The organism is Actinomadura graeca, assembly GCF_019175365.1.
Taxonomy (GTDB): Bacteria; Actinomycetota; Actinomycetes; order Streptosporangiales; family Streptosporangiaceae; genus Spirillospora; species Spirillospora graeca.
The window spans coordinates 7370986-7393280 of sequence record NZ_CP059572.1 but is presented as its reverse complement, the minus strand read 5'-3'; the positions used below and the strand labels follow the sequence as shown (position 1 = coordinate 7393280).

16 protein-coding genes and 1 pseudogene are annotated in these 22295 nt (G+C 72.0%); 8 read left to right on the top strand and 9 right to left on the bottom strand.

Translation table 11 applies throughout. The annotated features are described in order from the left end of the window. Positions 1–269 precede the first annotated feature (269 nt). The 3 genes and pseudogenes from AGRA3207_RS32865 to ppdK form a co-directional block, all read right to left on the bottom strand. Positions 270–1520: pseudogene (locus tag AGRA3207_RS32865) on the bottom strand (deoxyguanosinetriphosphate triphosphohydrolase); the annotation flags it as partial. Between the two features lie 264 nt (positions 1521–1784). Then, positions 1785–2459 (bottom strand): YdcF family protein, encoded by a 675-nt coding sequence (locus AGRA3207_RS32860; protein WP_231331003.1) that lies wholly within the window; start codon positions 2457–2459, stop codon positions 1785–1787. Between the two features lie 240 nt (positions 2460–2699). Then, positions 2700–5420, bottom strand: coding sequence for a pyruvate, phosphate dikinase (gene ppdK / locus AGRA3207_RS32855; protein WP_231331002.1), 2721 nt, complete (start codon positions 5418–5420; stop codon positions 2700–2702). A 304-nt stretch (positions 5421–5724) separates the two neighbouring features. Here ppdK and AGRA3207_RS32850 point away from each other — a divergent pair, with 304 nt between their 5' ends. After that, positions 5725–7611, top strand: coding sequence for a glycoside hydrolase family 15 protein (locus AGRA3207_RS32850; protein ID WP_231331001.1), 1887 nt, complete (start codon positions 5725–5727; stop codon positions 7609–7611). Between the two features lie 765 nt (positions 7612–8376). Beyond that, entirely contained in the window at positions 8377–9375 is a 999-nt protein-coding gene (locus tag AGRA3207_RS32840; protein WP_231336472.1) for a DUF4190 domain-containing protein, read from the top strand. Between the two features lie 55 nt (positions 9376–9430). On the opposite strand, the gene secD is transcribed toward AGRA3207_RS32840, so the two are convergent. From secD to AGRA3207_RS32820, 4 genes are all read right to left on the bottom strand, one after another. Continuing rightward, on the bottom strand, positions 9431–11719 hold the full coding sequence (gene secD, locus AGRA3207_RS32835) for a protein translocase subunit SecD (RefSeq protein WP_231331000.1): 2289 nt from the start codon (positions 11717–11719) through the stop codon (positions 9431–9433). Between the two features lie 898 nt (positions 11720–12617). Then, a complete protein-coding gene (locus AGRA3207_RS32830; protein ID WP_231330999.1) occupies positions 12618–14006 on the bottom strand; it encodes a glycine--tRNA ligase in 1389 nt (462 codons plus the stop codon). A gap of 188 nt (positions 14007–14194) precedes the next feature. After that, positions 14195–15694: a DUF1906 domain-containing protein gene (locus AGRA3207_RS32825; RefSeq protein ID WP_231330998.1), complete on the bottom strand. Its 1500-nt coding sequence runs from the start codon at positions 15692–15694 to the stop codon at positions 14195–14197. A 306-nt stretch (positions 15695–16000) separates the two neighbouring features. Beyond that, positions 16001–16285 (bottom strand): antibiotic biosynthesis monooxygenase family protein, encoded by a 285-nt coding sequence (locus AGRA3207_RS32820; RefSeq protein WP_231330997.1) that lies wholly within the window; start codon positions 16283–16285, stop codon positions 16001–16003. A gap of 28 nt (positions 16286–16313) precedes the next feature. On the opposite strand from AGRA3207_RS32820, the gene AGRA3207_RS32815 reads away from it, so the two are divergent. From AGRA3207_RS32815 to AGRA3207_RS32790, 6 genes are all read left to right on the top strand, one after another. Further along, positions 16314–16709 (top strand): DUF6703 family protein, encoded by a 396-nt coding sequence (locus AGRA3207_RS32815; protein ID WP_231330996.1) that lies wholly within the window; start codon positions 16314–16316, stop codon positions 16707–16709. A gap of 32 nt (positions 16710–16741) precedes the next feature. Then, a complete protein-coding gene (locus tag AGRA3207_RS32810; RefSeq protein WP_231330995.1) occupies positions 16742–17704 on the top strand; it encodes a metal ABC transporter substrate-binding protein in 963 nt (320 codons plus the stop codon). Further along, positions 17701–18435, top strand: a complete 735-nt coding sequence (locus AGRA3207_RS32805) for a metal ABC transporter ATP-binding protein (RefSeq protein ID WP_420830819.1) — start codon at positions 17701–17703, stop codon at positions 18433–18435. Before AGRA3207_RS32810 ends, AGRA3207_RS32805 begins: the two co-directional genes overlap by 4 nt. Positions 18436–18487: 52 nt before the next feature. Then, positions 18488–19372 (top strand): metal ABC transporter permease, encoded by an 885-nt coding sequence (locus tag AGRA3207_RS32800; protein WP_231330994.1) that lies wholly within the window; start codon positions 18488–18490, stop codon positions 19370–19372. Then, a complete protein-coding gene (locus AGRA3207_RS32795) occupies positions 19369–19749 on the top strand; it encodes a Fur family transcriptional regulator (protein ID WP_231330993.1) in 381 nt (126 codons plus the stop codon). Before AGRA3207_RS32800 ends, AGRA3207_RS32795 begins: the two co-directional genes overlap by 4 nt. A 120-nt stretch (positions 19750–19869) precedes the next feature. Next, entirely contained in the window at positions 19870–20295 is a 426-nt protein-coding gene (locus AGRA3207_RS32790; protein WP_231330992.1) for an OsmC family protein, read from the top strand. 365 nt (positions 20296–20660) lie between these two features. Here the strand turns inward: AGRA3207_RS32790 and AGRA3207_RS32785 are convergent, their stop codons facing one another. Further along, a complete protein-coding gene (locus AGRA3207_RS32785) occupies positions 20661–21431 on the bottom strand; it encodes an isoprenyl transferase (protein WP_231330991.1) in 771 nt (256 codons plus the stop codon). Continuing rightward, entirely contained in the window at positions 21428–22189 is a 762-nt protein-coding gene (recO, locus tag AGRA3207_RS32780) for a DNA repair protein RecO (RefSeq protein ID WP_231330990.1), read from the bottom strand. The genes AGRA3207_RS32785 and recO overlap by 4 nt, the downstream gene beginning before the upstream one ends. Positions 22190–22295 lie beyond the last annotated feature (106 nt).

The following is a 22295-nucleotide window of genomic DNA, read 5'->3' as shown; positions in this document are numbered from 1 at the left end:
GCAATGGATCGCTAAGTGGTGGGTCAGGACCTGCCAGACGAGACGGTGGGCGGAGACCTGGTGGAGGACGGGCGAGAGCTGGTGGAGGACGGGCGAGAGCGGCTGGAGGGCGGGCGAGGGCTGTTAAAGCGGCAGGCCGGCCCTGCTGGTCGGACGGGGCAGGGCTGCGAAAGGGGACCGCAAGGCCGCCGACCGTGCGGGGGTCAGTGGCAGAGGACGGGCGAGGGCTGAGCTGGGAGAGGGGACGCAAGGCCGCCGATCGTGCGGGGTCAGTGGTCGCGGTCGCTCAGCATCGCGTGCCGGGTGGTGGCCGAGAGGTCGGTCAGGGACGCGATCTGGTCGACGACGGCGCGCAGGCGGGCCGCGTCGTCATCGGCGTCGGTGAAGGCGGCGCGGAAGCCGGGGTCGAGCGTGCCGGGGGCGCCGGCGAGCATCATCTCGGCCAGTTCGGTGATCAGCGTCCGCTGGCGGGCGCGGATCTCCTCGTGGCTGATCCACACGTAGTGCGCCGTGATGCCCTTGAGCAGCGCGTTCTCCAGGCGCTGCTCGCGCGGGACGATCAGCTCCGCCGCGTACCGGGTCAGGGGGCGGTCGCCGTAGGCGTCGCGGGTGGCGGTCTCGGCGGCCACGCAGAACCGGCCGATCAGGGTGCTGGTGAGGTTCTTGAGCGCGGCGAGGTCGCGCGGGGTGCCGTCGTAGTGGTCGGGCCAGCAGGGCTCGGCGAGCAGCACGGCGAAACGCTCCTCCAGCTCGGCGAGGTCGGCGTCGGCGCAGTACAGCTTGATCGCGGTGGCGGCGACGAGGCGCCGCTCGGCGGGGTCGGCGAGCCGGGCGAAGTCGATGTGCCCGGCGACCAGCGCGTCCTCCAGGTCGTGGACGGAGTAGGCGACGTCGTCGCTCCAGTCCATGACCTGGGCCTCGAAGCAGGTGCGGCCGGGGTGGGCGTCACCCCGGACCCAGCGTGCCACGTCCACGTCGTCGGCGTAGATGCCGAACTTCCCGTTGACGGCGTCGGCCTCGGTCCACGGGTACTTCATCGCGGCGTCAAGTGCAGCGCGCGTGAGGTTGAGCCCCACGCTGCGGCCGTGGAGGGGCGGTCCGTCCGGCGCGAACGACTTGGGTTCCAGCCGGGTGAGGACGCGCAGGCTCTGCGCGTTGCCCTCGAATCCGCCGCAGTCGCGGGCGACGACGTCCAGCGCGGCCTCGCCGTTGTGCCCGAACGGCGGGTGGCCGATGTCGTGGGACAGGCACGCGGTCTCGACCAGGTCGGGGTCGCAGCCGAGGGACTTGCCCAGCTCACGGCCCACCTGTGCGCATTCGAGGGAGTGGGTGAGCCTGGTGCGCAGGCTCTGCACGGTGTCGGCCCCGGCGTCCGCGCCGGGCGAGGCCACCTGTGTCTTCGCGGCCAGCCTGCGCAGGGCCGCGCTGTGCAGGACGCGGGCGCGGTCGCGTTCGAACGCCGTCCGGTCACGGCGCTTGGGCGGTTCGGGCGCCCAGCGCTCGCGGTCGGACGGGCTGTAGCACTGCGCGGTCTGAGGGTGCGCGGTCTGAGGAGGCGCAGGGTGAGGGGGCGCCGTGTGAGGGAGCGTGCTGCCAGGGGGCGCAGTTTGAGAGGGCGCAGGGTTAGGGGGCGCAGTGTTAGAGGGCGCAGTGTGAGGGTGCCCTGCGGGGTTGTTCGCGGTGGAGCCGTCCGGGGCTTGACCGCGGTCAGGATAGTTGGTCATGTGCTTCCAGGATAGGCGGCCACGGTGACGTTGAGATGACCTTCGAGGAAGGTGTTCGCCTCACGGGCCGGGCGTCCCGGAGGACGGGCCCGTGGGCGTGCCCGTCTGCGCCGGGTCGCCATGGATGATCTTGATCGTTTCGCTGGGCGTCTTCACGCTCTTGCCCAGCAGGACGTACGAGAGGTATCCGCCCGTCTCCCGGACGATGTAGTGGAGCTGGGTGTCGCGGGTCTGGACGCTGGGGCCGCTGCGGGTCGGCGAGGCGGCGGCCTTGATGCCGTTGGCCTCGGCCATCCGCTTGGAGCGCAGGCCGTGCCAGGGGTCGGTGACGATCACGCCGGACGACCAGCGCAGCCGCTCGAACTCCTTGCCGACCGCCTCGAAGCTCTCCAGCGTGTCGCGGCCGACGGGCACCGCGACGACCTTGGCGGCCGGGACCCCGCCCCTCTGCACCAGCCAGCGGCGGCCGGACTCGGCCTCGGTGAAGTTGTCGCCGGGGGCCTTGCCGCCGACGGTGACGATCGCGGGCGCCACGCCGGCGCGGTAGAGGTCGAGCGCGTGCTGGAGCCGCCACCGCAGGGTCGGCGAGGGGACGCCGTTGTACTGGGCCGCGCCGAGCACGATGATCGCGTCGGAGCGGGGCCGCTCGTCCTGGCGCGCCTGGTACCAGATCCGCGCCCCGACCGTCAGCGGCGTCAGGACCACGATCGCGATCACGCCGCTGAGGACGCTCACCGGGATCGTGAACCAGAGCGAGCGCCTGCCCCGCTCGCGCCGGCCGCGTCCGCGGCCCCGCCCCCGACCCCGGGTACGCGGGCTCTCATCCTCTTCGTCCGGTTCCAGGTCCGGCAACTCCACTTCCAACGTCATCGCCTTGGCCACGTTACTTAGATGGTCCGGCGCGCGCGCGAAGTTCACAAGTCCGGCGTGTTGTCCCCGCCACTTTCCGCATGCTCCGTGGCGGGGACCAGGCGTTCAGCGGCTGTCGCTCCCCCCGGCCGCGCCGCCCTCCGCGCGTGCCGCCTCGATCGCGGCGCGGCCGGCCTCCAGGCGGGCGACCGGGATGCGGAACGGGGAGCACGACACGTAGTCGAGGCCGACCTCGTGGCAGAAGTGCACCGAGTCGGGGTCGCCGCCGTGCTCGCCGCAGATGCCGAGCTTGATGCCCGGACGGGCCTTGCGCCCCTCCTCGGCGGCGATGCGGACGAGCCGCCCGACGCCGTCCCGGTCGAGGGTCTCGAACGGGGACACCCCGAAGATCCCGAGCTCCAGGTAGCGGGAGAAGAACGCCGCCTCGACGTCGTCGCGGGAGAAGCCCCAGGTGGTCTGGGTGAGGTCGTTCGTCCCGAAGGAGAAGAACTCGGCGGCCTCGGCGATCTGCCGGGCGGTCAGCGCGGCCCGCGGTAGCTCGATCATGGTGCCGATCAGCGCGGGCACGTCTACGCCAGTGGCGTCCTTGACCTCGTCCAGGATGCCGCGCGCCTCGTCCCGGACGGCCTCCAGCTCCTGGACGGCGCCCACGAGCGGGATCATGATCTCCGGGCGCGGGTCGCCGCCCGCGCGGCGCCGCGCGGCGGCCGCCTCGGCGATCGCGCGAACCTGCATCGAGAAGAGCCCGGGAATCACCAAACCGAGCCGCACGCCGCGCAGTCCCAACATAGGGTTCTGCTCGTGCAGTCGGGTGACTGCGTCGAGCAGTCTCCGGTCCTGCGGGTCCGCGCCGTCGCCGGCGAGGCCCACCTTGACCGACAGCTCGGTGATGTCGGGGAGGAACTCGTGCAGCGGCGGGTCGATGAGCCGGATGGTGACCGGCAGCCCGTCCATGGCCTCGAAGATCCCCTCGAAGTCCTGCTTCTGCAGCGGTTCGAGGGCGTCCAGGGCGGTCTGCCGCTGGCCGGCGTCCTCGGCGAGGATCAGCTCCTCGACGAGGCGCCGGCGGTCGCCGAGGAACATGTGCTCGGTGCGGCACAGCCCGATCCCGGCGGCGCCGAAGCGGCGGGCCCGCGCGGCGTCCTCGGGGTTGTCGGCGTTGGCGCGGACGTCCAGCGCGGCGCGCCCGTCGGCGTGCCGCATGATCCGGTCGACGGCCGCGACCAGCTCGTCGCCGCCGTCGGCGGCCAGCCCGCCCTCGAAGTAGCGGACGACGGGCGAGTCCTCGACGGGTACCTCGCCGAGGTAGACGTCGCCGGACGAGCCGTCGATGGAGATGACGTCGCCCTCCTTCACGGTGATGCCGCCGGGGGCGGTGAAACGCCCGCCCTTGACGTCGACGTCCAGGTCCTCCGCACCGCACACGCACGTCTTGCCCATGCCGCGGGCGACGACGGCGGCGTGCGAGGTCTTCCCGCCGCGGGACGTCAGGACGCCCTTGGCGGCGACCATCCCGGCGAGGTCGTCGGGGTTGGTCTCGCGCCGGACGAGGATGACGTCCTCGCCGCGCCCGGCCAGCTCCACGGCCCGTTCGGTGGTGAACACCGCCTTACCGACGGCCGCGCCGGGCGAGGCGTTCATGCCCCTGACCAGCTTCTTGACGGCGTCCGAGCCCTGGTCGCCCGCGGCGAAGCGCGGGAACATGAGCTGGGCGAGCTGGTCGCCGGTGACGCGGCGGGCCGCCTCGTCCACGTCGATGAGATCCTGGTCGAGGAGCTGGCAGGCGATGCGGAACGCGGCGGCGGCCGTCCGCTTGCCGACCCGGGTCTGGAGCATCCACAGCTTGCCGCGCTCGATCGTGAACTCGATGTCGCACATGTCGCGGTAGTGGTTCTCCAGCGTCTCCATGATCTCAAGGAGACGGTCGTAGGAGTCCTTGTCGATCCGCTCCAGCTCGGTCAGCGGCACCGTGTTGCGGATGCCGGCCACGACGTCCTCGCCCTGCGCGTTCTGGAGGTAGTCGCCGTAGACGCCCTGCTGCCCGGACGCCGGGTCGCGGGTGAAGGCGACCCCCGTCCCGGAGTCGGCGCCGAGGTTGCCGAAGACCATCGAGCAGATGTTCACGGCGGTGCCGAGGTCGACGGGGATGCGTTCCTGGCGGCGGTACAGGATGGCGCGGTCGGCGTTCCAGGAGTCGAAGACGGCCCGGACGGCGAGGTCCATCTGCTCGCGCGGGTCGGAGGGGAAGTCCCGTCCCGCCTGCTCGCGGACGATGGCCTTGAACCGCTCGACGAGGCCGCGGTAGTCCTCGGCGCGCAGGTCGGCGTCGTCCTTGGTGCCGCGGGCGTCCTTCGCCGCCTCGACGGCGTCCTCGAAGAGGTCCCCGTCGATGCCGAGGACGGTCTTGCCGAACATCTGGATGAGCCGCCGGTAGGAGTCCCACGCGAAACGCTCGTCGCCCGACTGCTCGGCGAGGCCGTGGACGGACTCGTCGTTCAGGCCGACGTTGAGGACGGTCTCCATCATCCCCGGCATGCTGAACTTGGCGCCGGAGCGGACGCTGACCAGCAGCGGGTCGTCGCTCTGCCCGAGCCGCTTGCCCATCTGGGCCTCCAGCGCGGCGAGGTGCCGGTCCACCTCCTCCGCCAGTCCCCCGGGCGGGTTCCCGTGTTCGAGATAGTGCCGGCATGCCTCCGTGGTGATCGTGAACCCCGGGGGCACGGGCAGGCCGAGGTTGGTCATCTCGGCCAGGTTGGCGCCTTTGCCGCCCAGCAGATCCTTGAGGTCCTTGTTTCCCTCAGTGAAGTCGTACACGAACTTCGGCACGGGGAGCTCCTTCTCGCTCCGGTTCCACCCAGCGGCAGTGCCGGACCCGCGCGGCCGGGAACGCGCGGCGTCGCGTTTTCCCAGGCGGCGGCGGGTTCGCTGCCCTGTTTGCCCGGACTGTACCCGCGCCGCCGAGTATTGCTCGGCGCCCGGTCGCCATCAGAGCGTCTGCCCAGCTCAGAGCCGGGATAGTGGTCTAATCCAGTCCGGCGTCCCCGTCGCGCCGGAGGGGCGGAGGACACTCCGCCCGCCATGACGTACCCACCGAGCGAGAGAGGGAATGATGGTTCAGGGAGGTGAGGTTGTGAGGCCGAAGGTCGCCGGCGGCCGGGCGGGAGATCCGTTCGCCCCCATCGCCGATTTCGGGTTCCTGTCCGACTGCGAGACGACCGCGCTGGTCGCCCCCAGCGGCAACATCGAGTGGATGTGCCTGCCGCGGATGGACTCGCCCAGTGTGTTCGGCTCGATCCTGGACCGGGACGCCGGGTACTTCAGGGTCGGCCCGGCGGGCGTGGAGGTGCCCGCGGCGCAGCGCTACATCCCCGGGACGATGGTGATGGAGACCACGTGGTGGGTGCACGGCGGCTGGCTCGTCGTGACCGACGCCCTGCTCATGGGGCCCTGGCACCACGAGACCGAACGGTCCCACACCCATCGCAGGGCGCCGACGGACTATGACGCCGACCACGTCCTGCTGCGGATGGTCCGGTGCGTGAACGGGCAGGTCCAGGTCAGGCTCGACTGCATGCCGGTGTTCGACTACGGCCAGACGCCCGCGCGGTGGGAGCACACCGGCGCCGGCTACCACGAGGCCGTCGCGCGCGGGAACGGCATCGGGCTGCGCCTCACCACCGACATGAACGTCGGGTTCGAGGGGTCGCTCGCCACGTCCAGGACGCTGCTGAAGCAGGGCGAGGCGCGGTTCGTCGCGCTGTCGTGGAGCGAGCACCAGGCGCCGTCCAGCTACGAGGAGGCGCAGGAACGGCTCGTCTGGACCGTCCACCACTGGCAGCACTGGCTGGACCGCGGCCGGTTCCCCGACCACCCGTGGCGCAGCCACCTGCAGCGCAGCGCCCTGACCCTGAAGGGTCTGACGTTCGCGCCGTCGGGGGCGGTGGCGGCCGCGGCGACGACGTCACTGCCGGAGACGCCGGGCGGCGACCGGAACTGGGACTACCGCTACACCTGGATCCGCGACTCCACGATGGCGCTGTGGGCCTTCTACACCCTCGGATACGACTGGGAGGCCAACGACTTCTTCTACTTCATCACCGACGTGGCCGAGGCCGCCGAGGGAAAACTGCAGATCATGTACGGGCTGGACGGGCGGGAGGAGCTGCCCGAGTCCACGCTGGAGCACTTGTCCGGCTACGACAACGCCCGCCCGGTGCGCATCGGCAACGAGGCGTACATGCAGGCCCAGCACGACGTGTGGGGCGCGATCATCGGGTCCATCTACCTGTTCGTGCGCAAGCGGGACCGGCTCGACGACCGGCTCTGGAAGATCGTCGTCAAGCAGGTCGAGGACGCCCTCGCCAACTGGCGGACGCCCGACTGCGGCATGTGGGAGGTGCGCGGGGAGCCGCAGCACTTCACCTCGTCCAAGATCTTCTGCTGGGTGGCGGCCGACCGCGGCGCGCGTCTCGCCCGGGTCCGCGGCGACCAGGAGCGGGCGCTGCGCTGGCAGGCCGCGGCGGACGAGATCCACGCGGACGTGATGGCGAACGCCCTCGACGAGCGGGGCGTGTTCACCGCGCACTACGGCGCGACGGCCCTGGACGCGTCGGCTCTGCTGATCCCGATGCTCGGCTTCCTGCCCGCCGACGACAAGCGGGTGCGCGAGACCGTTCTCGCCATCGCCGACGAGCTGTCGGAGGACGACCTCGTCCTGCGCTACCGGGCGACGGAGACCGACGACGGGTTCGAGTCGGAGGAGGGCACCTTCACGATCTGCTCGTTCTGGCTGGTCAGCACCCTGGTGATGATCGGTGAGCTGGAGCGGGCGCGGGCGCTGTGCGAGAAGCTGCTGTCGTACGCGAGCCCGCTGCAGCTGTACGCCGAGGAGATCGACCCGCACACCGGCCGGCACCTCGGCAACTTCCCGCAGGCGTTCACGCACCTGGCACTGATCAACGCGGTCATGCAGGTGATCATGGCGGAAAGCGACGAGGACCAGCCGCCGCTGGCCTGAACCCGCGACCGCGAGGACGCGGCGAAGGTCCCGTGGCCGGGGCGTCCCGGCCACGGAGCCCGGCAGAGCCGTCAGGCCGGGCCGTGGGGAACCGGGCAGTCACGGGGCAGAACTGTCACGTTCCCATGATCACAACTTGACTACGAACTTTGCGTATCTTGCGGCTTTTGTCGGGGGCCCTCAATAGCGTCCCCGGGGTGAGCACACCACCCTGCCACCTGTCCGCTCACAACGGCAGGCGCCTGAGTGCGCCGCTCCTCCCCCCGCCAATCCGTACCTGAAGGCACCAGCACAGTGGACGACGACCCCCCGGAGAAGCCCCTGGAGAAGCCCGAGCCCGCACCGGGCTGGGCCCTCCCGCTCCCGCACCCGCTCCCGCCCACGGCCGGGTCAGCCTCCATGGCCGAGCCCCCTCCCCCGCCGACGCCCCCTCCCCCGGCAGCGTCTTCTCCCCCTGCAGCGTCTTCTCCCCCTGCCACGCCTTCTCCTCCGGCGACGCCTTCTCCTCCGGCGGCACCTCCCCTGGCAGCGCCTACTCCCTTCGCGACGCCTCCTCCTTTGGCAGCGCCTACTCCTCCAATGACACCGCCTTCCCTGGAAGCGCCTACTCCCCTGGCGACGCCGCCGCCCATGGCCGCGTCATCCTACGGCGGGGCGTCATCGCCTCCGGCCGCGCACCTTCCTTTGGCGACGCCACCGTCCATGGCGGCGCCGCCGCTCACGCCGCGGGGTCGTCCCGGCGGGGAGGCGGCGTCGCGTCCGCCGGTGCCGTCCTCACCGTTTGACGGGCCTCCGCCGGACCTCCTGCCGCGGAAGAACAGGCTCGCGATCGTCACGCTGGTCACGGGGCTCACCGGGCTCGTGCCGTTCGCGGTCGGGTTCGGCGTCGCGGCGCTCGTGCAGATCGCGCGGCGCGGGGAGGCGGGCAAGGGGATGGCGGTGGGCGGCCTCGCCGCATCCGCCCTGTGGCTCGTGGCCTGGTCGCTCGCCGTGGTCCTGGCCATCGGCTCGCTGTTCTCGCCGGACCGCGACGACGCCGGTCACATCCGCGGCAGCGGCAAGGTGTTCATTGCGACGCTGCGGGTCGGCGACTGCTTCACCGGATTCAGCGGGAGCACCGGTGACCGCCTCGTCACGGCGCTGCCGTGCCGCCGCCCCCACGACGGTGAGGTCGCCGCCAAGACCCGGCTCGTGGACGGTCCGTACCCCGGCGAGCGGGAGACCCTCCGTCAGGCGACCGACGCCTGCCACAAGCGGCTGACGTGGGTGCGGAAGAGCCGCCACTCCGACGACCTGGAGCTGTACTCGCTCCAGCCGGACAAGCGGGCGTGGCGCGACGGGGACCGGGAGGTCCTGTGCATCCTGCGCTACACCGGTCCCGGCATGCTCACGACGCCGTTGTCCGCGACGGTCGACGGCAGCACCCGCACCCTCGCGGAGCTAGTTCCCGGCGACTGCTTCGGGAAGTGGAACAACGCGTCCTCGGTCCAGCGCAGGGTCGCCTGCACCACGCCGCACTGGGTGCAGATCTTCGCCGTCCACGTCCTGCCCGCCGAGCCGTTCCCCGGGCGCAAGGCGGTCGAAAGGAAGGCCGGCATCGCATGCGCAAAGAGCAGGAAGACGATCTTCAAGGGGCGGAGGGGCCCGGAGGACTACTCCTTCGTCTATCCGCTCAAGGACGACTGGGACGACGGCCACCGGAAGATCGCCTGCCTCGCCGAGAGCGTGAGGGCTCCGATGAGACGGTCGATCCTGCCCCGCTGACACCGGGCCCCTCTTGCCGGGCCCCTCTTGCCGGGACCGGTGTCAGCGGGGGCCGTCAGACGACGGCGCCGGAGTCTCCCGGCGCGCGGCCTGCGCGTCGCCGCGTCGGTTCCGGGACCGGTGGCGCGTCAGGCGGCGGGGCCGGGGAGAACCGCTCGAAGACGATCGCCAGCGGTGTCGCGGTGAAGACGCTGGAGTACGTCCCGACGCCGATGCCGACCAGGAGGGCGATGGCGAAGTCGGTGAGGGAGTCACCGCCGAGCACCGCCAGCGCCGCGAGGATGAACACGGCGCCCATCCCGGTGTTGACGGTACGGGGGACGGTCTGCAACGCGCCCAAGTTTGCGACGCGCGCGAACGGCGTCCGGGGCCGCGCGCGCCGCAATTCCCGGATCCGGTCGAAGACCACGACCGAGTCGTTCACCGAGTAACCGATGACGGTGAGCAGCGCCGCGAGGAACACCCCGTCGATCGGCTTGTCCAGCCACGCGAAGACCCCGGTGACCACGAGGACGTCGTGGAGCATGGCGAGGACGGCGCCGGCGCCGAACGTCCAGCGGAACCTGATCGTGAGGTAGGCGAGCTGCACGGCGAGGGCCACGCCGAGCGCGACCATCGCCTTGGTGCGCAGCTCACCGCCGAGGCTCGGGCCGATCAGCTCGTCGCGCTGCTTCACCGCGCCGCCGCCCTTCGCCGCGAGCGCGTCCTGGACGCGCCTCGCCTCGGCGTCGCCGATGGCGGACGTCCGGACGGAGATGCCGTTCTCCCCCGACGCCTGGACGACGGCACGCGGGAACCCGGCACCGGCGACGGCGGAGCGGGCGGTGTCGATGTCCACGGGGCGGGCCGTGGAGTACTCGACGAGCCGCCCGCCGGTGAACTCCACGCCGTAGTCGAGGCCGCGGGAGGCGATGCCCGCCACCGCGAGGACGACCGCGAGGGCCGAGACGCCGAGCCACAGCCGGCGCCGCCTCATCAGGTCGGGTTCGTGTTCCTCCAGCCACCGTCGGATCCGGCCGGGCGTCCCGAGCCCGCCCGCCCTCGACCGGCCCAGCCGGGGCAGGCGCGCGAGGGCGGTGTCGGTGAGGACACGGCTGATCAGCATCGCCGAGACGAGCGAGCCGAGGACGCCGATCGTCAGAGTGACGCCGAAGCCCCTGACCGGGCCGGACGCCAGGAAGAACAGCAGCCCGCCCGCCAGCAGCGTCGTGACGGCGGAGTCCGCGACGGCCGACCACGCCTTCGTGAACCCGGCGGCCAGCGCCGCCCTCGGGCCCCGTCCCGGCGCCGCGGCGCGCTCCTCCCTGGCGCGCTCGAAGGCCAGCACGTTCGCGTCGATCGCCATCCCGACCGCCAGCACGAACCCGGCGAGGCCGGGCAGGGTCAGCGTCGCGCCGACCGCGACGAGCGCGCCGTAGGAGATGAGGGCGTACCCGGCGAGCGCCACGGTGGCCAGGAGCCCCGCCAGCCGGTACACGGCGACGATGAACAGGCCGGTCAGCAGCACGCCGATGACGGCGGCACGCGCGCTCGCCTCGATCGCGGCCTCGCCGAGCGTCGGCCCCACCACCCGCTGCTCGATGAGCTTCACCGGCACCGGCAGGGAGCCGCCCTCCACCAGCGCGGCGAGGTCCTTGGCCTCCTTGGGACCGAAGTCCCCGGTGATCTGCGTGGATCCGCCCGTGATGCCGACCCCGCAGGCCACGCCGGTGGTGACCTGCGGTGAGGAGATCACCTTGCCGTCCAGGACGATCGCGATACGCCGCTCGTCCCCGGCGGCGCACGCGGCCTTGGCGGTGAGCCGCTCCCAGATCGCGCCGCCGTCGCCCCTGAAGCGGATGTCGACGGTCCAGCCGCCGAGCCCCTGAGGATCGTAGGAGGCGGACGCCGAGCCGATGCCGTCCCCGGTAAGAGCGGCGGGGCCGATCGTGAGGGGGCGGCCTGACTCGTCCGGGATCGTCCTGTCCGCGGAGGCGCCGCCGGGGGCGCTCCCGGGAGGTCTGACGGGGTGGGCGGTGAGCTGGGCGGTCTTGCCGAGCAGCGCGGCGGCCCGGGCGGGATCCTGGACGTCGGGCAGCTCGACGATCAGCCGGCGATCCCCGGACCGGGTGATCGACGCCTCGGCGACGCCCAGCGCGTCGACCCGGTGGCGCAGCACCTCGCGCGCCCGGTCCGTGGACTCCCGTCCGGCCTTCACTGCGGGCGAGTCCTGGGTCTCAAGGACGATCTGGGTGCCGCCGCGCAGGTCAAGGCCGAGGCGGGCGGGTTCGGACAGGGCGAAGTACAGCGATGCGGCGAGCACGGCGAACGCCAGTACCGCCCGCACCACGGTGGCGCGAGACAAGGGGAACCTCCACACGGAAATCCGGCGCCGCCGCCTCAGGGCAGTGCGGCACCGCGGACAGGAACGTCAGATCCGCGTGGAAAGGGGCGGGGCGCGCCCGCGCGGCACACCCCGGGGCGCGAGGGCAGGCGGTATGGGGGCGGCGACCGGGCGGGCGATTCGGAGGAACTGCGGCGCGGCGGGGCCACCGGGCTCCGGCGGCGTCGCGTACGGGATCTGTGCGGGTGCCCCAGCGATGTGGCGTGCCGCGGCGGCCAGGACGGCGGCGGTGTGATCGCGGGTGTCGAGGCGGGGAGTGGACCCCCGGCTCCCGGACGACGCGTTCTGGGCCGTCCCGCCCCGCACGCCGACCCCCACGCCCGCCGACACCGGAACGCTCGCGCCAGCAGACGCAGCGGCAGACGCGTTGGCGGGCGCCGCAGCGGCGGGCGCAGCCTTGGACACAGCGGCGGGCGCCGCGGCAGGCGAAGCGGCGGGGGCGTTGGTGGACGCGGCAGCGGGCGCGGCTGTGAACGCAGTGGGGGGCGTTAGGGCGGGCGTGGGTGCTGCTAGGTAGGCGGTCAATCCGAGTGCGGCGACCAGCAGCCGGGTCAGGCGCCGGGTGGGCGTCGGGGGGCGGCCTCGGTCGTGCTTGCCGGACACGCGGAGCCCTCCCGTCGACCGGTCGGTGGTCGTCGCTGTCGGTGGTCGTCGCTTCTGCGTGCACCCGCCTGGCAGGCGAGGGTGCCTGTTCGGCCAACCTAGCCCAGTCTGTGGCGTGTCGGCGCCTGGCCCGGTGCCGGGGACGTCCCGTCCGTCGGCCGGGTCTCGTAGGCGAGAGTTTCGTGGACAGGGGTCTCGTAGACGGAAGGCGGGCCGTCCCCTCAGGGGCGGCCCGCCTTGGGTGTGCGTGGTGCGGTCAGCAGCCGACGAGCTGGGCGGCCAGGAAGGACTCGACCTGGCCGATCGAGATGCGCTCCTGGCTCATCGAGTCGCGCTCGCGGACGGTCACCGCGTCGTCCTCCAGGGTGTCGAAATCGACGGTGACGCAGAACGGCGTGCCGATCTCGTCCTGGCGGCGGTAGCGGCGGCCGATGGCCCCGGCGTCGTCGAAGTCGACGTTCCAGTTGCGGCGCAGCCGGGCGGCCAGGTCGCGGGCCTTCGGGGACAGGTCGGTGTTGCGCGACAGCGGCAGCACCGCGACCTTGACGGGGGCGAGCCTGCGGTCCAGCCGCATGACGGTGCGCTTCTCCAGCTTGCCCTTGGCGTTGGGCGCCTCGTCCTCGGCGTAGGCGTCCATCATGAACGTGAGGGTGCAGCGGTCGACGCCGGCGGCGGGCTCGATCACGTACGGGGTGAAGCGCTCCCCCGACTCCTGGTCGAAGAACGACAGGTCGGTGCCGGACGCCTTGGAGTGGGTCGACAGGTCGTAGTCGGTGCGGTTGGCGACGCCCTCGAGCTCGCCCCATTCGCTGCCGACGAAGTCGAAGCGGTACTCCACGTCCACGGTGCGCTTGGAGTAGTGGGACAGCTTCTCGGCGGGGTGCTCGTACAGCCGCAGGTTCTCCTTGCGGATGCCGAGGTCGACGTACCACTGGAGGCGCTCGTCGATCCAGTACTGGTGCCATTCCTCGTCACTGCCGGGCTTGACGAAGAACTCCATCTCCATCTGCTCGAACTCGCGGGTCCGGAAGATGAAGTTGCCGGGCGTGATCTCGTTGCGGAACGACTTGCCGATCTGCCCGATGCCGAACGGCACCTTGCGGCGCGCGGACTGCTGGACGTTCAGGTAGTTGATGAAGATGCCCTGTGCCGTCTCGGGGCGCAGGTAGGCCAGGCCCGACTCGTCCTCGACGGGGCCGAGGTAGGTCTTGAGCAGGCCGTTGAACATCTTCGGCTCGGTGAAGGAGCCCTTGACACCGCAGTTGGGGCAGGAGATGTCGGCGAGGCCGTTCGCCGGCGGGCGGCCGTGCTTCTCCTCGTACGCCTCCTCCAGGTGGTCGGCCCGGAAGCGCTTGTGACACGACTGGCATTCGGTCAGGGGGTCGACGAACGCCTGGACGTGGCCGCTGGCCTCCCAGACCTCCCGCGCGAGGATCACGCACGAGTCGAGGCCGACCACGTCGTCGCGGCCCTGCACCATGGACTTCCACCACTGGCGCTTCACGTTGTTCTTCAGCTCGACTCCGAGCGGGCCGTAGTCCCAGGAGGCGCGGAGCCCGCCGTAGATCTCGCTCGACGGGTAGACCAGGCCCCGGCGCTTGGCGAGGTTGACGATCGTGTCCAGCACATCGGAACGGCGTGCCATGAATATTCTCCATCCGGCTGGCGGTCGGCGGGACAGTGATTGCGCCCCCGGTCCCCGCCAGAGCGGCGGGCGGCGGCGAGTGCGATCCCCGGTGATGACGCATCGCGGCACTCCGGCGCCGCGATGCAGCCGCGGGGCGCGGTCGTCCGGCGCCCCGAGCATTCCCCAGCTTAAGGCACGTCGCCGGGTCAGTAGACGAGGCCGTCGGCGATGTTGCTGTCGATGTTGATCGTCACGCCGCCGTGCCGTTCCCTGTGGCCGCCGCGGTACTGCTTGATCCGCCGGTGCGGGGCCCACAAGGAGTCCGGCAGGTGCGGGTCGCCGTAGATGCGGGCACGGCCGTCCCAGTTGGCGAACCAGATGCAGGCGGGTTTGCTGATCCCGTCCGCCCGGCCCACGTCGCGGATGCCGGAGCGGACGCTGCTGTACAGGCACGGCTTGTAGTCCTCGGCTCGCAGCCCCCGGACCCACGCGTCGACGAACCTCAGCACCGCGTTCCTGCAGGATCCGGTCCTGGCGGTGTAGGCCTCCATGTCGAAGTAGATCGGCCGGTGGCGCGGGATTCCGAGCGCGTCGGCCCGGCGTGCGGCGTCCACGGCGGCCCTGCCGCCCTCGACCGCGGCGTTCCCCGCGGTGAAACGCTGTGTGCGCTCGCCGCAAGGCGCCTGGAGGCCGACGTAGGTGGGCGTGATGCGGTAGCCCATGCGGCGCACCTCCCTCACCCACCCCCTGGTCAGGTTGGGTTGCGCGCAGCCGCGCGCCGCGCCGCCTATGTAGATGTTGGTGACCTTGAACGAGGGCCGCCATGCCCTCATGGACGCGAGCGCCGGTGCCGTGCAGGTGTCGAAGCCCCTGCCCGAGACCCACGCCCCTTCCACCTCCTCGTCGATTCCGTCGGGGACCTCCGGTGCGTCATCGGGGTCGATGAGGGACGGCAGGTTGATGGACGGCTCGTCCGGGTCGGTGGTCGGACCCGGGCCCGCCCCTGGACGGGCGTCCGGCCGAGGCGGGGACACGCCCGGGGACGGCTGGTGCTGCCGGCTCTGCTGTTCGGGTTGTTCGGGCTGTGCGGGCTGCCCGGGTTGTGCGGGCTGTTCGGGCTCTTCGGGCTGTGCGGGCTGTTCGGGCTGTGCGGGCTGTTCGGGCTGTGTTGCGTCTTTCGGCCAGGTTGCGGTCAGGCGGGCGCCGCGGAGCACCCGCTGGAGCCGCGCCGGATCCGTCCCGTACACGCCCGTGATGCTGACCCCGGCCTCGGGCAGCGTGAGCGTCGTCTCGTGGTCCGTCGTCGGCCGGACGGTGACGGAGGCGAGTTTGTCGCCCTTCACCGCCTTGCGCGATGCCCTGCCGTCGCCCAGCGGCGCGACGTGGAGGGCTTCCGTGCGGCCGACGACGCGGGCGGGGCAGTCGGGCTGGGGGCCGGGGTGGCCGAGGTAGACGGCGTGCCGGTCGTAGCGGACGCAGCGGGTCGGGTCGCGGTCGAGCCGGTGGACCGTCCAGCCCTCCGGAACGGGCACGCGCACCCCCCGGTACCGGACGACCCGGGCATCGCCCCCGTCTTCGCCGACGGCGCGGGTCAGCGCGGCGGCCTCGTCTGCCGGGGCCCCCGTGGCGGCCGGCCAGAGGCCGGCGACGAGGGGAGCGACGGCCGCCACTCCGAGGACTCCGCTGAGCAGGACGGCATGGCGCATCACATCTCCCCCGAAGAACACCCCGGCCGACCCGCGGTCCTGTCCCCCGCGCGGCGCGGCATGATCGTGATGCGGCAAAGATGACCATGGCCGGGTGGGACGAAACCGGGCCCGGCGCCTTCTTGCCCAGCGGTTGCCCTTATCTGGACCGGCCGGACCCGGACGGGCCGGATCCGGACGTACCAGCCACAAGCAATCCGAATGCAGGCAGGACACATGCAGGCAGGACAGACGCGGGTGACCCGGGTGACCCGGGGGCAGGAGGGCTTATCGGCCCGCGGGGGCGAGGGTGGGGGCCGGGGCCAATCAGGCGGAGCTGACGACCTCGTACGCGCCGGGCTCGTCCACCGCCAGCGCGGCCAGCGGCATGAACTCCAGGCGCACCTCGTAGGCGCCAAGGGCACGCCGGTAGTAGCCCGCGCCGTCCCACTCGGTGACGAGCGCCCACAGGCCCGGGTCGTCCACCGTCCTGGCGAGCCGTCCGGAGCGGAAGCCGGGGCTCGCCGACAGCGCCCCGAGCACCGAGGTCATGCGCGCGGCGAAGCCGTCGGCGTCCTCACCTGGCACGCGGTACCGGGTTATCGCGATCATCGCTCCATCCTGGCAGTACCTTGGGCGCGTGAGCACACGAGACGGACGGCGGGGGCCTTCGGCGAAGGGGACACCGGCGAAGGGGACCTCGGCGGACGGGACACAGGCTGACAGGACACAGGCTGACAGGACACAGGCGTCGGGGATGCGGGCGGCGGTCGAGCGCTGGAGCGCCGCGCCGGTGGTCTACCTGCACCGGATGCCGCGCGGCCTGCTGCTGGCGGTGGTGTTCGTCCTGCTGGTCATCGGGATGGTCGGGACGGGGTGGGTGGCGGCCGCCGGGCTGCTGGTCCTCGCGGCCGCGCTGGGCTGGTTCGCCTACCTGAACTGGCCCGCGCTGAAGGTCCCGGGACGGGTGTTGCGTGTGGTGGCCCTGCTCGCCCTTACCGGGTTTGCCCTGGCACGGGGCATTGGCCGGTTTTGACAATCATTTTCATCTTCATCCATAATTATGGTGTGCTGACCTCCCGGAACACCGCTCCACGCCCGCTGTCCACCACGACCGCCGTCCTCGCCGTCGCGGGCCTCACCGGGCTCGCCGGGCTGACCGCCTGCGGTGGCGCCGACGCCGGTTCCGGCAAGGCGGAGGTCGTCGCGTCCTTCTACCCGGTCGCCTGGCTGGCGCGGGAGATCGGCGGCGCCGACACCGCCGTCCACACGCTCACCAAGCCCGGCGCGGAGCCGCACGACCTGGAGCTCACGCCCCGGCAGATCGCCGACGTCGGGAAGGCCGACTTCGCCGTCTACGTCAAAGGCGTGCAGCCCGCGGTGGACGAGGCCGTCGCCAAGCACGCCAAGGACAAGTCGCTGGACGCCGCGAGCGTGGTGAAGACGCTCCCGCCGCCCGCCGGGGGCGAGGAGGAAGAGGAGCACGAGGGCGACCACGGCCACGCCGAGGTCGGCTACGACCCGCACGTCTGGCTGGATCCGAACCGCATGGCCGTGATCGCGACCGCGCTCGGCGACCGGCTCGCCAAGGCGGACTCCGCGCACGCCTCCGCCTACAAGGAACGCGCCAAGGCCGTCGCCGCGAAGCTGGGCGCGCTGGACCGGCAGTTCCGGGACGGCCTGAAGAACTGCAAGCACACGTCGATCGTCACCGCGCACGCCGCCTTCGGGTACCTGTCCGAGCGCTACGGCCTCCGGCAGGTGTCGATCGCGGGCGTCGACCCGACCAACGAGCCCTCGCCGAAGCGGCTGGCGGAGCTGACCGGGCAGATCAAGTCGGCGGGCGCGACGACGGTCTTCACCGAGACGCTGGTCAGCCCCAAGATCGGGCAGACCCTCGCCCGGGAGGCGGGGGTGCGGACGGCCGTCCTGGACCCGGTGGAGGGCGTCGCGGACGGCTCGTCCGACGACTACATGACGATCATGCAGAAGAACCTGCGGACCCTGCGCCCCGCGCTGGAGTGCTCATGACGACATCCGCACCATCACCGGAATCCGCGCCGGAGCCGGCGCCGCCTTTCGCGATGTCCGGCGGGCTCGTCCGGCGGGACGGCCGCACGGTGCTCGCCGGTGTCGACCTGCGGGTGGGGTCCGGCGATGTGCTCGCGGTCCTCGGGCCGAACGGCGCCGGCAAGTCCACGCTGGTCAAGGCACTGCTGGGGCTGATCCCGCTCGCCGCGGGCCGGACCGAGATCTACGGTGCGCCGCCCGCCCGGTTCCGCGACTGGAAACGCGTCGGGTACGTGCCGCAGCGGCTGCCGATGGGCGGCGGTGTCCCCGCCACCGTCCGGGAGGTCGTCGCGTCCGGGCGCGTCGCCCGGCAGTCCCGCTGGCGGCCGGGCTCCGCCGCGGACCGCGCCGCCGTCGACCGCGCGCTGGAGGCGACCGGCCTCACCGGCCTGGCCCGCGACTCGGCGCACCTGCTCTCGGGCGGGCAGCAGCAGCGGGTGCTGATCGCCCGCGCGCTGGCCGGCGAGCCGGACGTGTTCGTCATGGACGAGCCGACCGCGGGCGTGGACGTCGGCAGCCAGGCGGCGCTCGCCGAGACGCTGCGGGACCTGGCCGCAGCAGGCCGGACCGTGGTCCTCGTGGCGCACGAGCTCGGCCCGATGGAGCCGCTCATCACCCGCACCGTCGAGCTTGAGCACGGCCGCATCGTCCGGGAGACCCCGCTCGGCACGGCCGAGAGGAAGACGGCATGACCGCCGGGAACGGACACCGGGCGGCCACCTCCGACCGGACGGGGCACAGCGCATGATCGAGATGCTGCAGTACGACTTCATGCGGATCGCGCTGGTCATGGCGGTGCTGATCGGGCTGACCGCACCGGCCGTGGGCACGTTCATCGTGCAGCGCCGGCTGTCGCTGCTCGGCGACGGCATCGGCCACATCGCGCTGACCGGCATCGGGATCGGGCTGCTCACCAGCACCTCGCCCGTCCTCGGGGCGCTGGTGGTGTCGGTGCTGGGCGCGGTGGCGATCGAGGTCCTGCGGGCCCGCAGCCGCAGCGGCGCCGACGTGGCGCTGGCGCTGCTGTTCTATGGCGGCCTCGCCGGCGGTGTCCTGCTGACCAACGCGCAGGGCGGCGGGACGAGCCTGCAGTCCTACCTGTTCGGGTCGATCAGCAGCGTGTCGATCGGCGACCTGTACGTCGTGGCCGGCCTGGCGGTCGTGGTCCTGGGGATCGTGGCGCTGTTCGGCCGCGAGCTGTTCCTGCTGTGCCAGGACGAGGAGGTCGCGCGGGCGGCGGGCCTGCCGGTCCGGTTCCTCAGCGTCCTGATCGCCGTCACCGCGGCCGTCACCGTCGTGATCGCGATGCGCGCGATCGGGCTGCTGCTGGTCAGCGCGCTGATGATCGTGCCGGTCGCGGCGGCGCAGCAGCTCACGCGGGGTTTCCGGAGCACGATGCTGCTGGCGATGGCAGTCGGTGTACTGTCGGCCGTATCGGGACTGGCGGGCTCCTTCCAGTACGATCTTCCCCCGGGACCCTCGATCGTGCTGCTCGCGCTGGTCCTGTTCGTCGCCGCCGTCGCCGGGGGGACTCTGGTGCGGCGCAGACGTGCACGGGCCATGGCAGGGGGGAGGATCCCTGCCGTGAGGCCCGGAGTGGACGCCGAAGCGGAGGTGCTGAGGGGATGACGACGGCGCGCCGGGACGCGGTGCGGGAGATGCTGGCAGGCTGCGACGGTTTCCGCAGCGCGCAGGACATCTACGCCGACCTGCGCGCGGACGGTTCCAAGATCGGCCTCACCACGGTCTACCGGGCGCTCCAGGCGCTCAGCGACTCCGGTGAGGTCGATGTGCTGCGCACCGACGAGGGCGAAGCCGTGTACCGGGCCTGCCGCACCGAACAGCACCACCACCATCTCGTCTGCCGCGGCTGCGGCCGGACGGTCGAGGTCGAGGGCCCCGCCGTGGAGCGCTGGGCCGACACGATCGGCGCCGAGCACGGCTTCGTGGACATCACGCACACCGTCGAGGTCTTCGGCACGTGCGCGGACTGCGCCCCCCGCTGACGGCCCCCCGCTCAGGACGGCGGCCATCGTGATCGACACGGCTCCGCTCCCCCACCCGGGGGTGGGGCGTTCGGGCGGCCGGTGATCCGTCCACCCGCGCGATGGGGAAGAATCGTGGCCATGGCTACGACACGTACCGCTAACGCGCACTGGGAAGGGCCGCTCCTCAGCGGCCAGGGCACCGTCTCCCTGGACTCTTCGAAGACCGGCACGTTCGACGTCACCTGGGCCTCCCGCGCCGAGGAGCCGAGCGGCCGGACGAGCCCCGAGGAGCTCATCGCCGCCGCCCATTCGACCTGCTACTCGATGGCCCTCTCCCACGGTCTCGCGGGCGCGGGGACGCCCCCGGAGAAGGTCGACACCAAGGCCGAGGTCACCTTCCAGCCGGGCGAGGGCATCACCGGCATCCACCTGACCGTCCGCGCGACCGTCCCCGGCCTGTCCGCGTCCGATTTCGAGAAGGCCGCCCAGGCCGCCAAGGAGGGCTGCCCGGTGAGCCAGGCCCTGGCCGGCACCACCATCACCTTGGACGCGGCGCTGGTCTGATCCGGCCCGCCCCCGCCGTAGGGCCTGGCGGCCCTCCTTCAACGGACGATGCGGCGATCACCGCCACATCCGCCAGAAGAATGGGCCGTCAGGACCCACCACCCGAAATGACCACACAACGTCCACAACCACAACAATCCCGGCCGAGCAAAGACGCCGAGGGATCACGCTGGACGCCTGCGATCGATGTGTGAACCCCCACCACCAACAAGCGAAACGTTGCGATCGCGTCCGAAGGCAGGTTCGAGCGAAGCGAGAACCTGATCGCGAAGCGAGCCCGCTAGGGCGAGTTCGAAGCGATGCAGCGATCGCCGCAGTTCCCGCCGAAGGAAGGCGCGCCAGCGCCTGACGCCAAGGGAACTGCATCAAACAACAGCCCCTCCGTAGCGGCGGTCGCGGGATGCGTAGAGCTCGCAGGCCTGCCAGAAATGGCGGCGGTCGAAGTCGGGCCACAGCGTGTCCAGGAAGACCATCTCCGCGTACGCGGACTGCCAGAGCAGGAAGTTGGACGTGCGCTGTTCCCCGGAGGAGCGCAGGAAGAGATCGACGTCCGGGATGCCGGGTTCGTCGAGGTAGCGGGCGAACACCTTCTCGTTGATCTTGTCGGGGTCGAGGCGGCCGTCGCGGGCGTCGCGGGCGATGGCTGCCGCCGCGTCGGCGATCTCGGCGCGGCCTCCGTAGTTCACGCAGAACTGGAGGGTGAGGACGTCGTTGCCGCGCGTCATCTCCTCGGCGGTCTCCAGCTCTTTGATGACGCTGCGCCACAGCCTCGGCCGCCGCCCGGCCCACCGGACGCGGACGCCCATCGAGTGGAGCTGGTCGCGGCGGCGGCGGATCACGTCCCGGTTGAATCCCATGAGGAAGCGGACCTCGTCCGGCGAGCGCTTCCAGTTCTCCGTCGAGAACGCGTACGCCGACAGGTACGGGACGCCGAGCTCGATGGCGCCCATGATCACGTCGAAGAGGGAGTCCTCGCCGCGTTTGTGCCCCTCGGTGCGCGGCAGTCCCCGCGACTTGGCCCAGCGGCCGTTGCCGTCCATGACGATGGCGACGTGCCGCGGCACCAGGTCCGCGGGGATCGGGGGCGGCGTCGCGCCGTCCCGATGCGGTTCCGGAGGCGAAACGGCCCTTCTCAAACTCTCTCCCTGTTGGTGTCGTCGTCGTTGTCGCGCTCCACATGGCGCAGGGAGCGGATCCCGTGCTCCAGGTGCCATTGGAGGTAGGCGGCCACGAGGCCGCTGCATTCGACGCGGTGGCGCGGCTCGCTGCCGTCGGCGTACTCCCAGTCGCCGCGCAGCAGCGCCAGCATCAGCGCGAAGGTCGGCGGCGCCGGGGTCGCGGCGCCGGGCTGGCGGCAGCCCGCGCAGACCGCGCCGCCCGCCGCGATGGCGAACCCGCGCAGCCCGCCGCGGTTGCCGCAGCGGCAGCACTCGTCCAGTGCCGGGGCCCAGCCGGCGACCGACAGCGACCGCAGCAGGTAGGCGTCCAGGACGAGCCGGGGGTCGTGGGCGCGCTCCACCAGCGTCCGCAGCCCGCCCACAAGCAGCAGGAACTGCCGCAGCGCGGGCTCGCCCTCCTCGCTGGTGAGCCGTTCGGCGGTCTCCAGCATCGCGGTGCCCGAGGTGTAGCGCGGGTAGTCGGAGACCAGCGCCTCCCCGTAGGGGCGGAGCGTCTCCGCCTGGGTGATCAGGTCGAGTGAGCGCCGCTCGTACAGCTGGAGGTCCACGTGGGTGAACGGCTCCAGCCGCGCCCCGAATCGGGACTTGGTCTTGCGGACCCCCTTCGCCGCGGCGCGGATCCGTCCGGTCCGGCGGGTCAGCACCGTCACGATGCGGTCGGCCTCGCCCAGCTTCTGGGTGCGCAGGACGATGCCTTCGTCGCGGTAGAGGGTCACCTGCCCATTCTCGCGTACTCCGCCGCGTGCCTCGATGCCGCCCGGGCATCTCCCCAGGATCTTCACATGCCGCACAGATCGTCCCGCTGTGCTCAGGAGTCATCAC

What these genes read in the sequence shown, in the direction of transcription:
- AGRA3207_RS32800 (WP_231330994.1), top strand. Translation starts at nt 18,488, where the DNA reads ATGATCGAGATGCTGCAGTACGACTTCATGCGGATCGCGCTGGTCATG.
- AGRA3207_RS32790 (WP_231330992.1), top strand. Translation starts at nt 19,870, where the DNA reads ATGGCTACGACACGTACCGCTAACGCGCACTGGGAAGGGCCGCTCCTC.
- AGRA3207_RS32795 (WP_231330993.1), top strand. Translation starts at nt 19,369, where the DNA reads ATGACGACGGCGCGCCGGGACGCGGTGCGGGAGATGCTGGCAGGCTGC.
- AGRA3207_RS32805 (WP_420830819.1), top strand. Translation starts at nt 17,701, where the DNA reads ATGACGACATCCGCACCATCACCGGAATCCGCGCCGGAGCCGGCGCCG.
- AGRA3207_RS32830 (WP_231330999.1), bottom strand. Translation starts at nt 14,006, where the DNA reads ATGGCACGCCGTTCCGATGTGCTGGACACGATCGTCAACCTCGCCAAG.
- AGRA3207_RS32820 (WP_231330997.1), bottom strand. Translation starts at nt 16,285, where the DNA reads ATGATCGCGATAACCCGGTACCGCGTGCCAGGTGAGGACGCCGACGGC.
- AGRA3207_RS32825 (WP_231330998.1), bottom strand. Translation starts at nt 15,694, where the DNA reads ATGCGCCATGCCGTCCTGCTCAGCGGAGTCCTCGGAGTGGCGGCCGTC.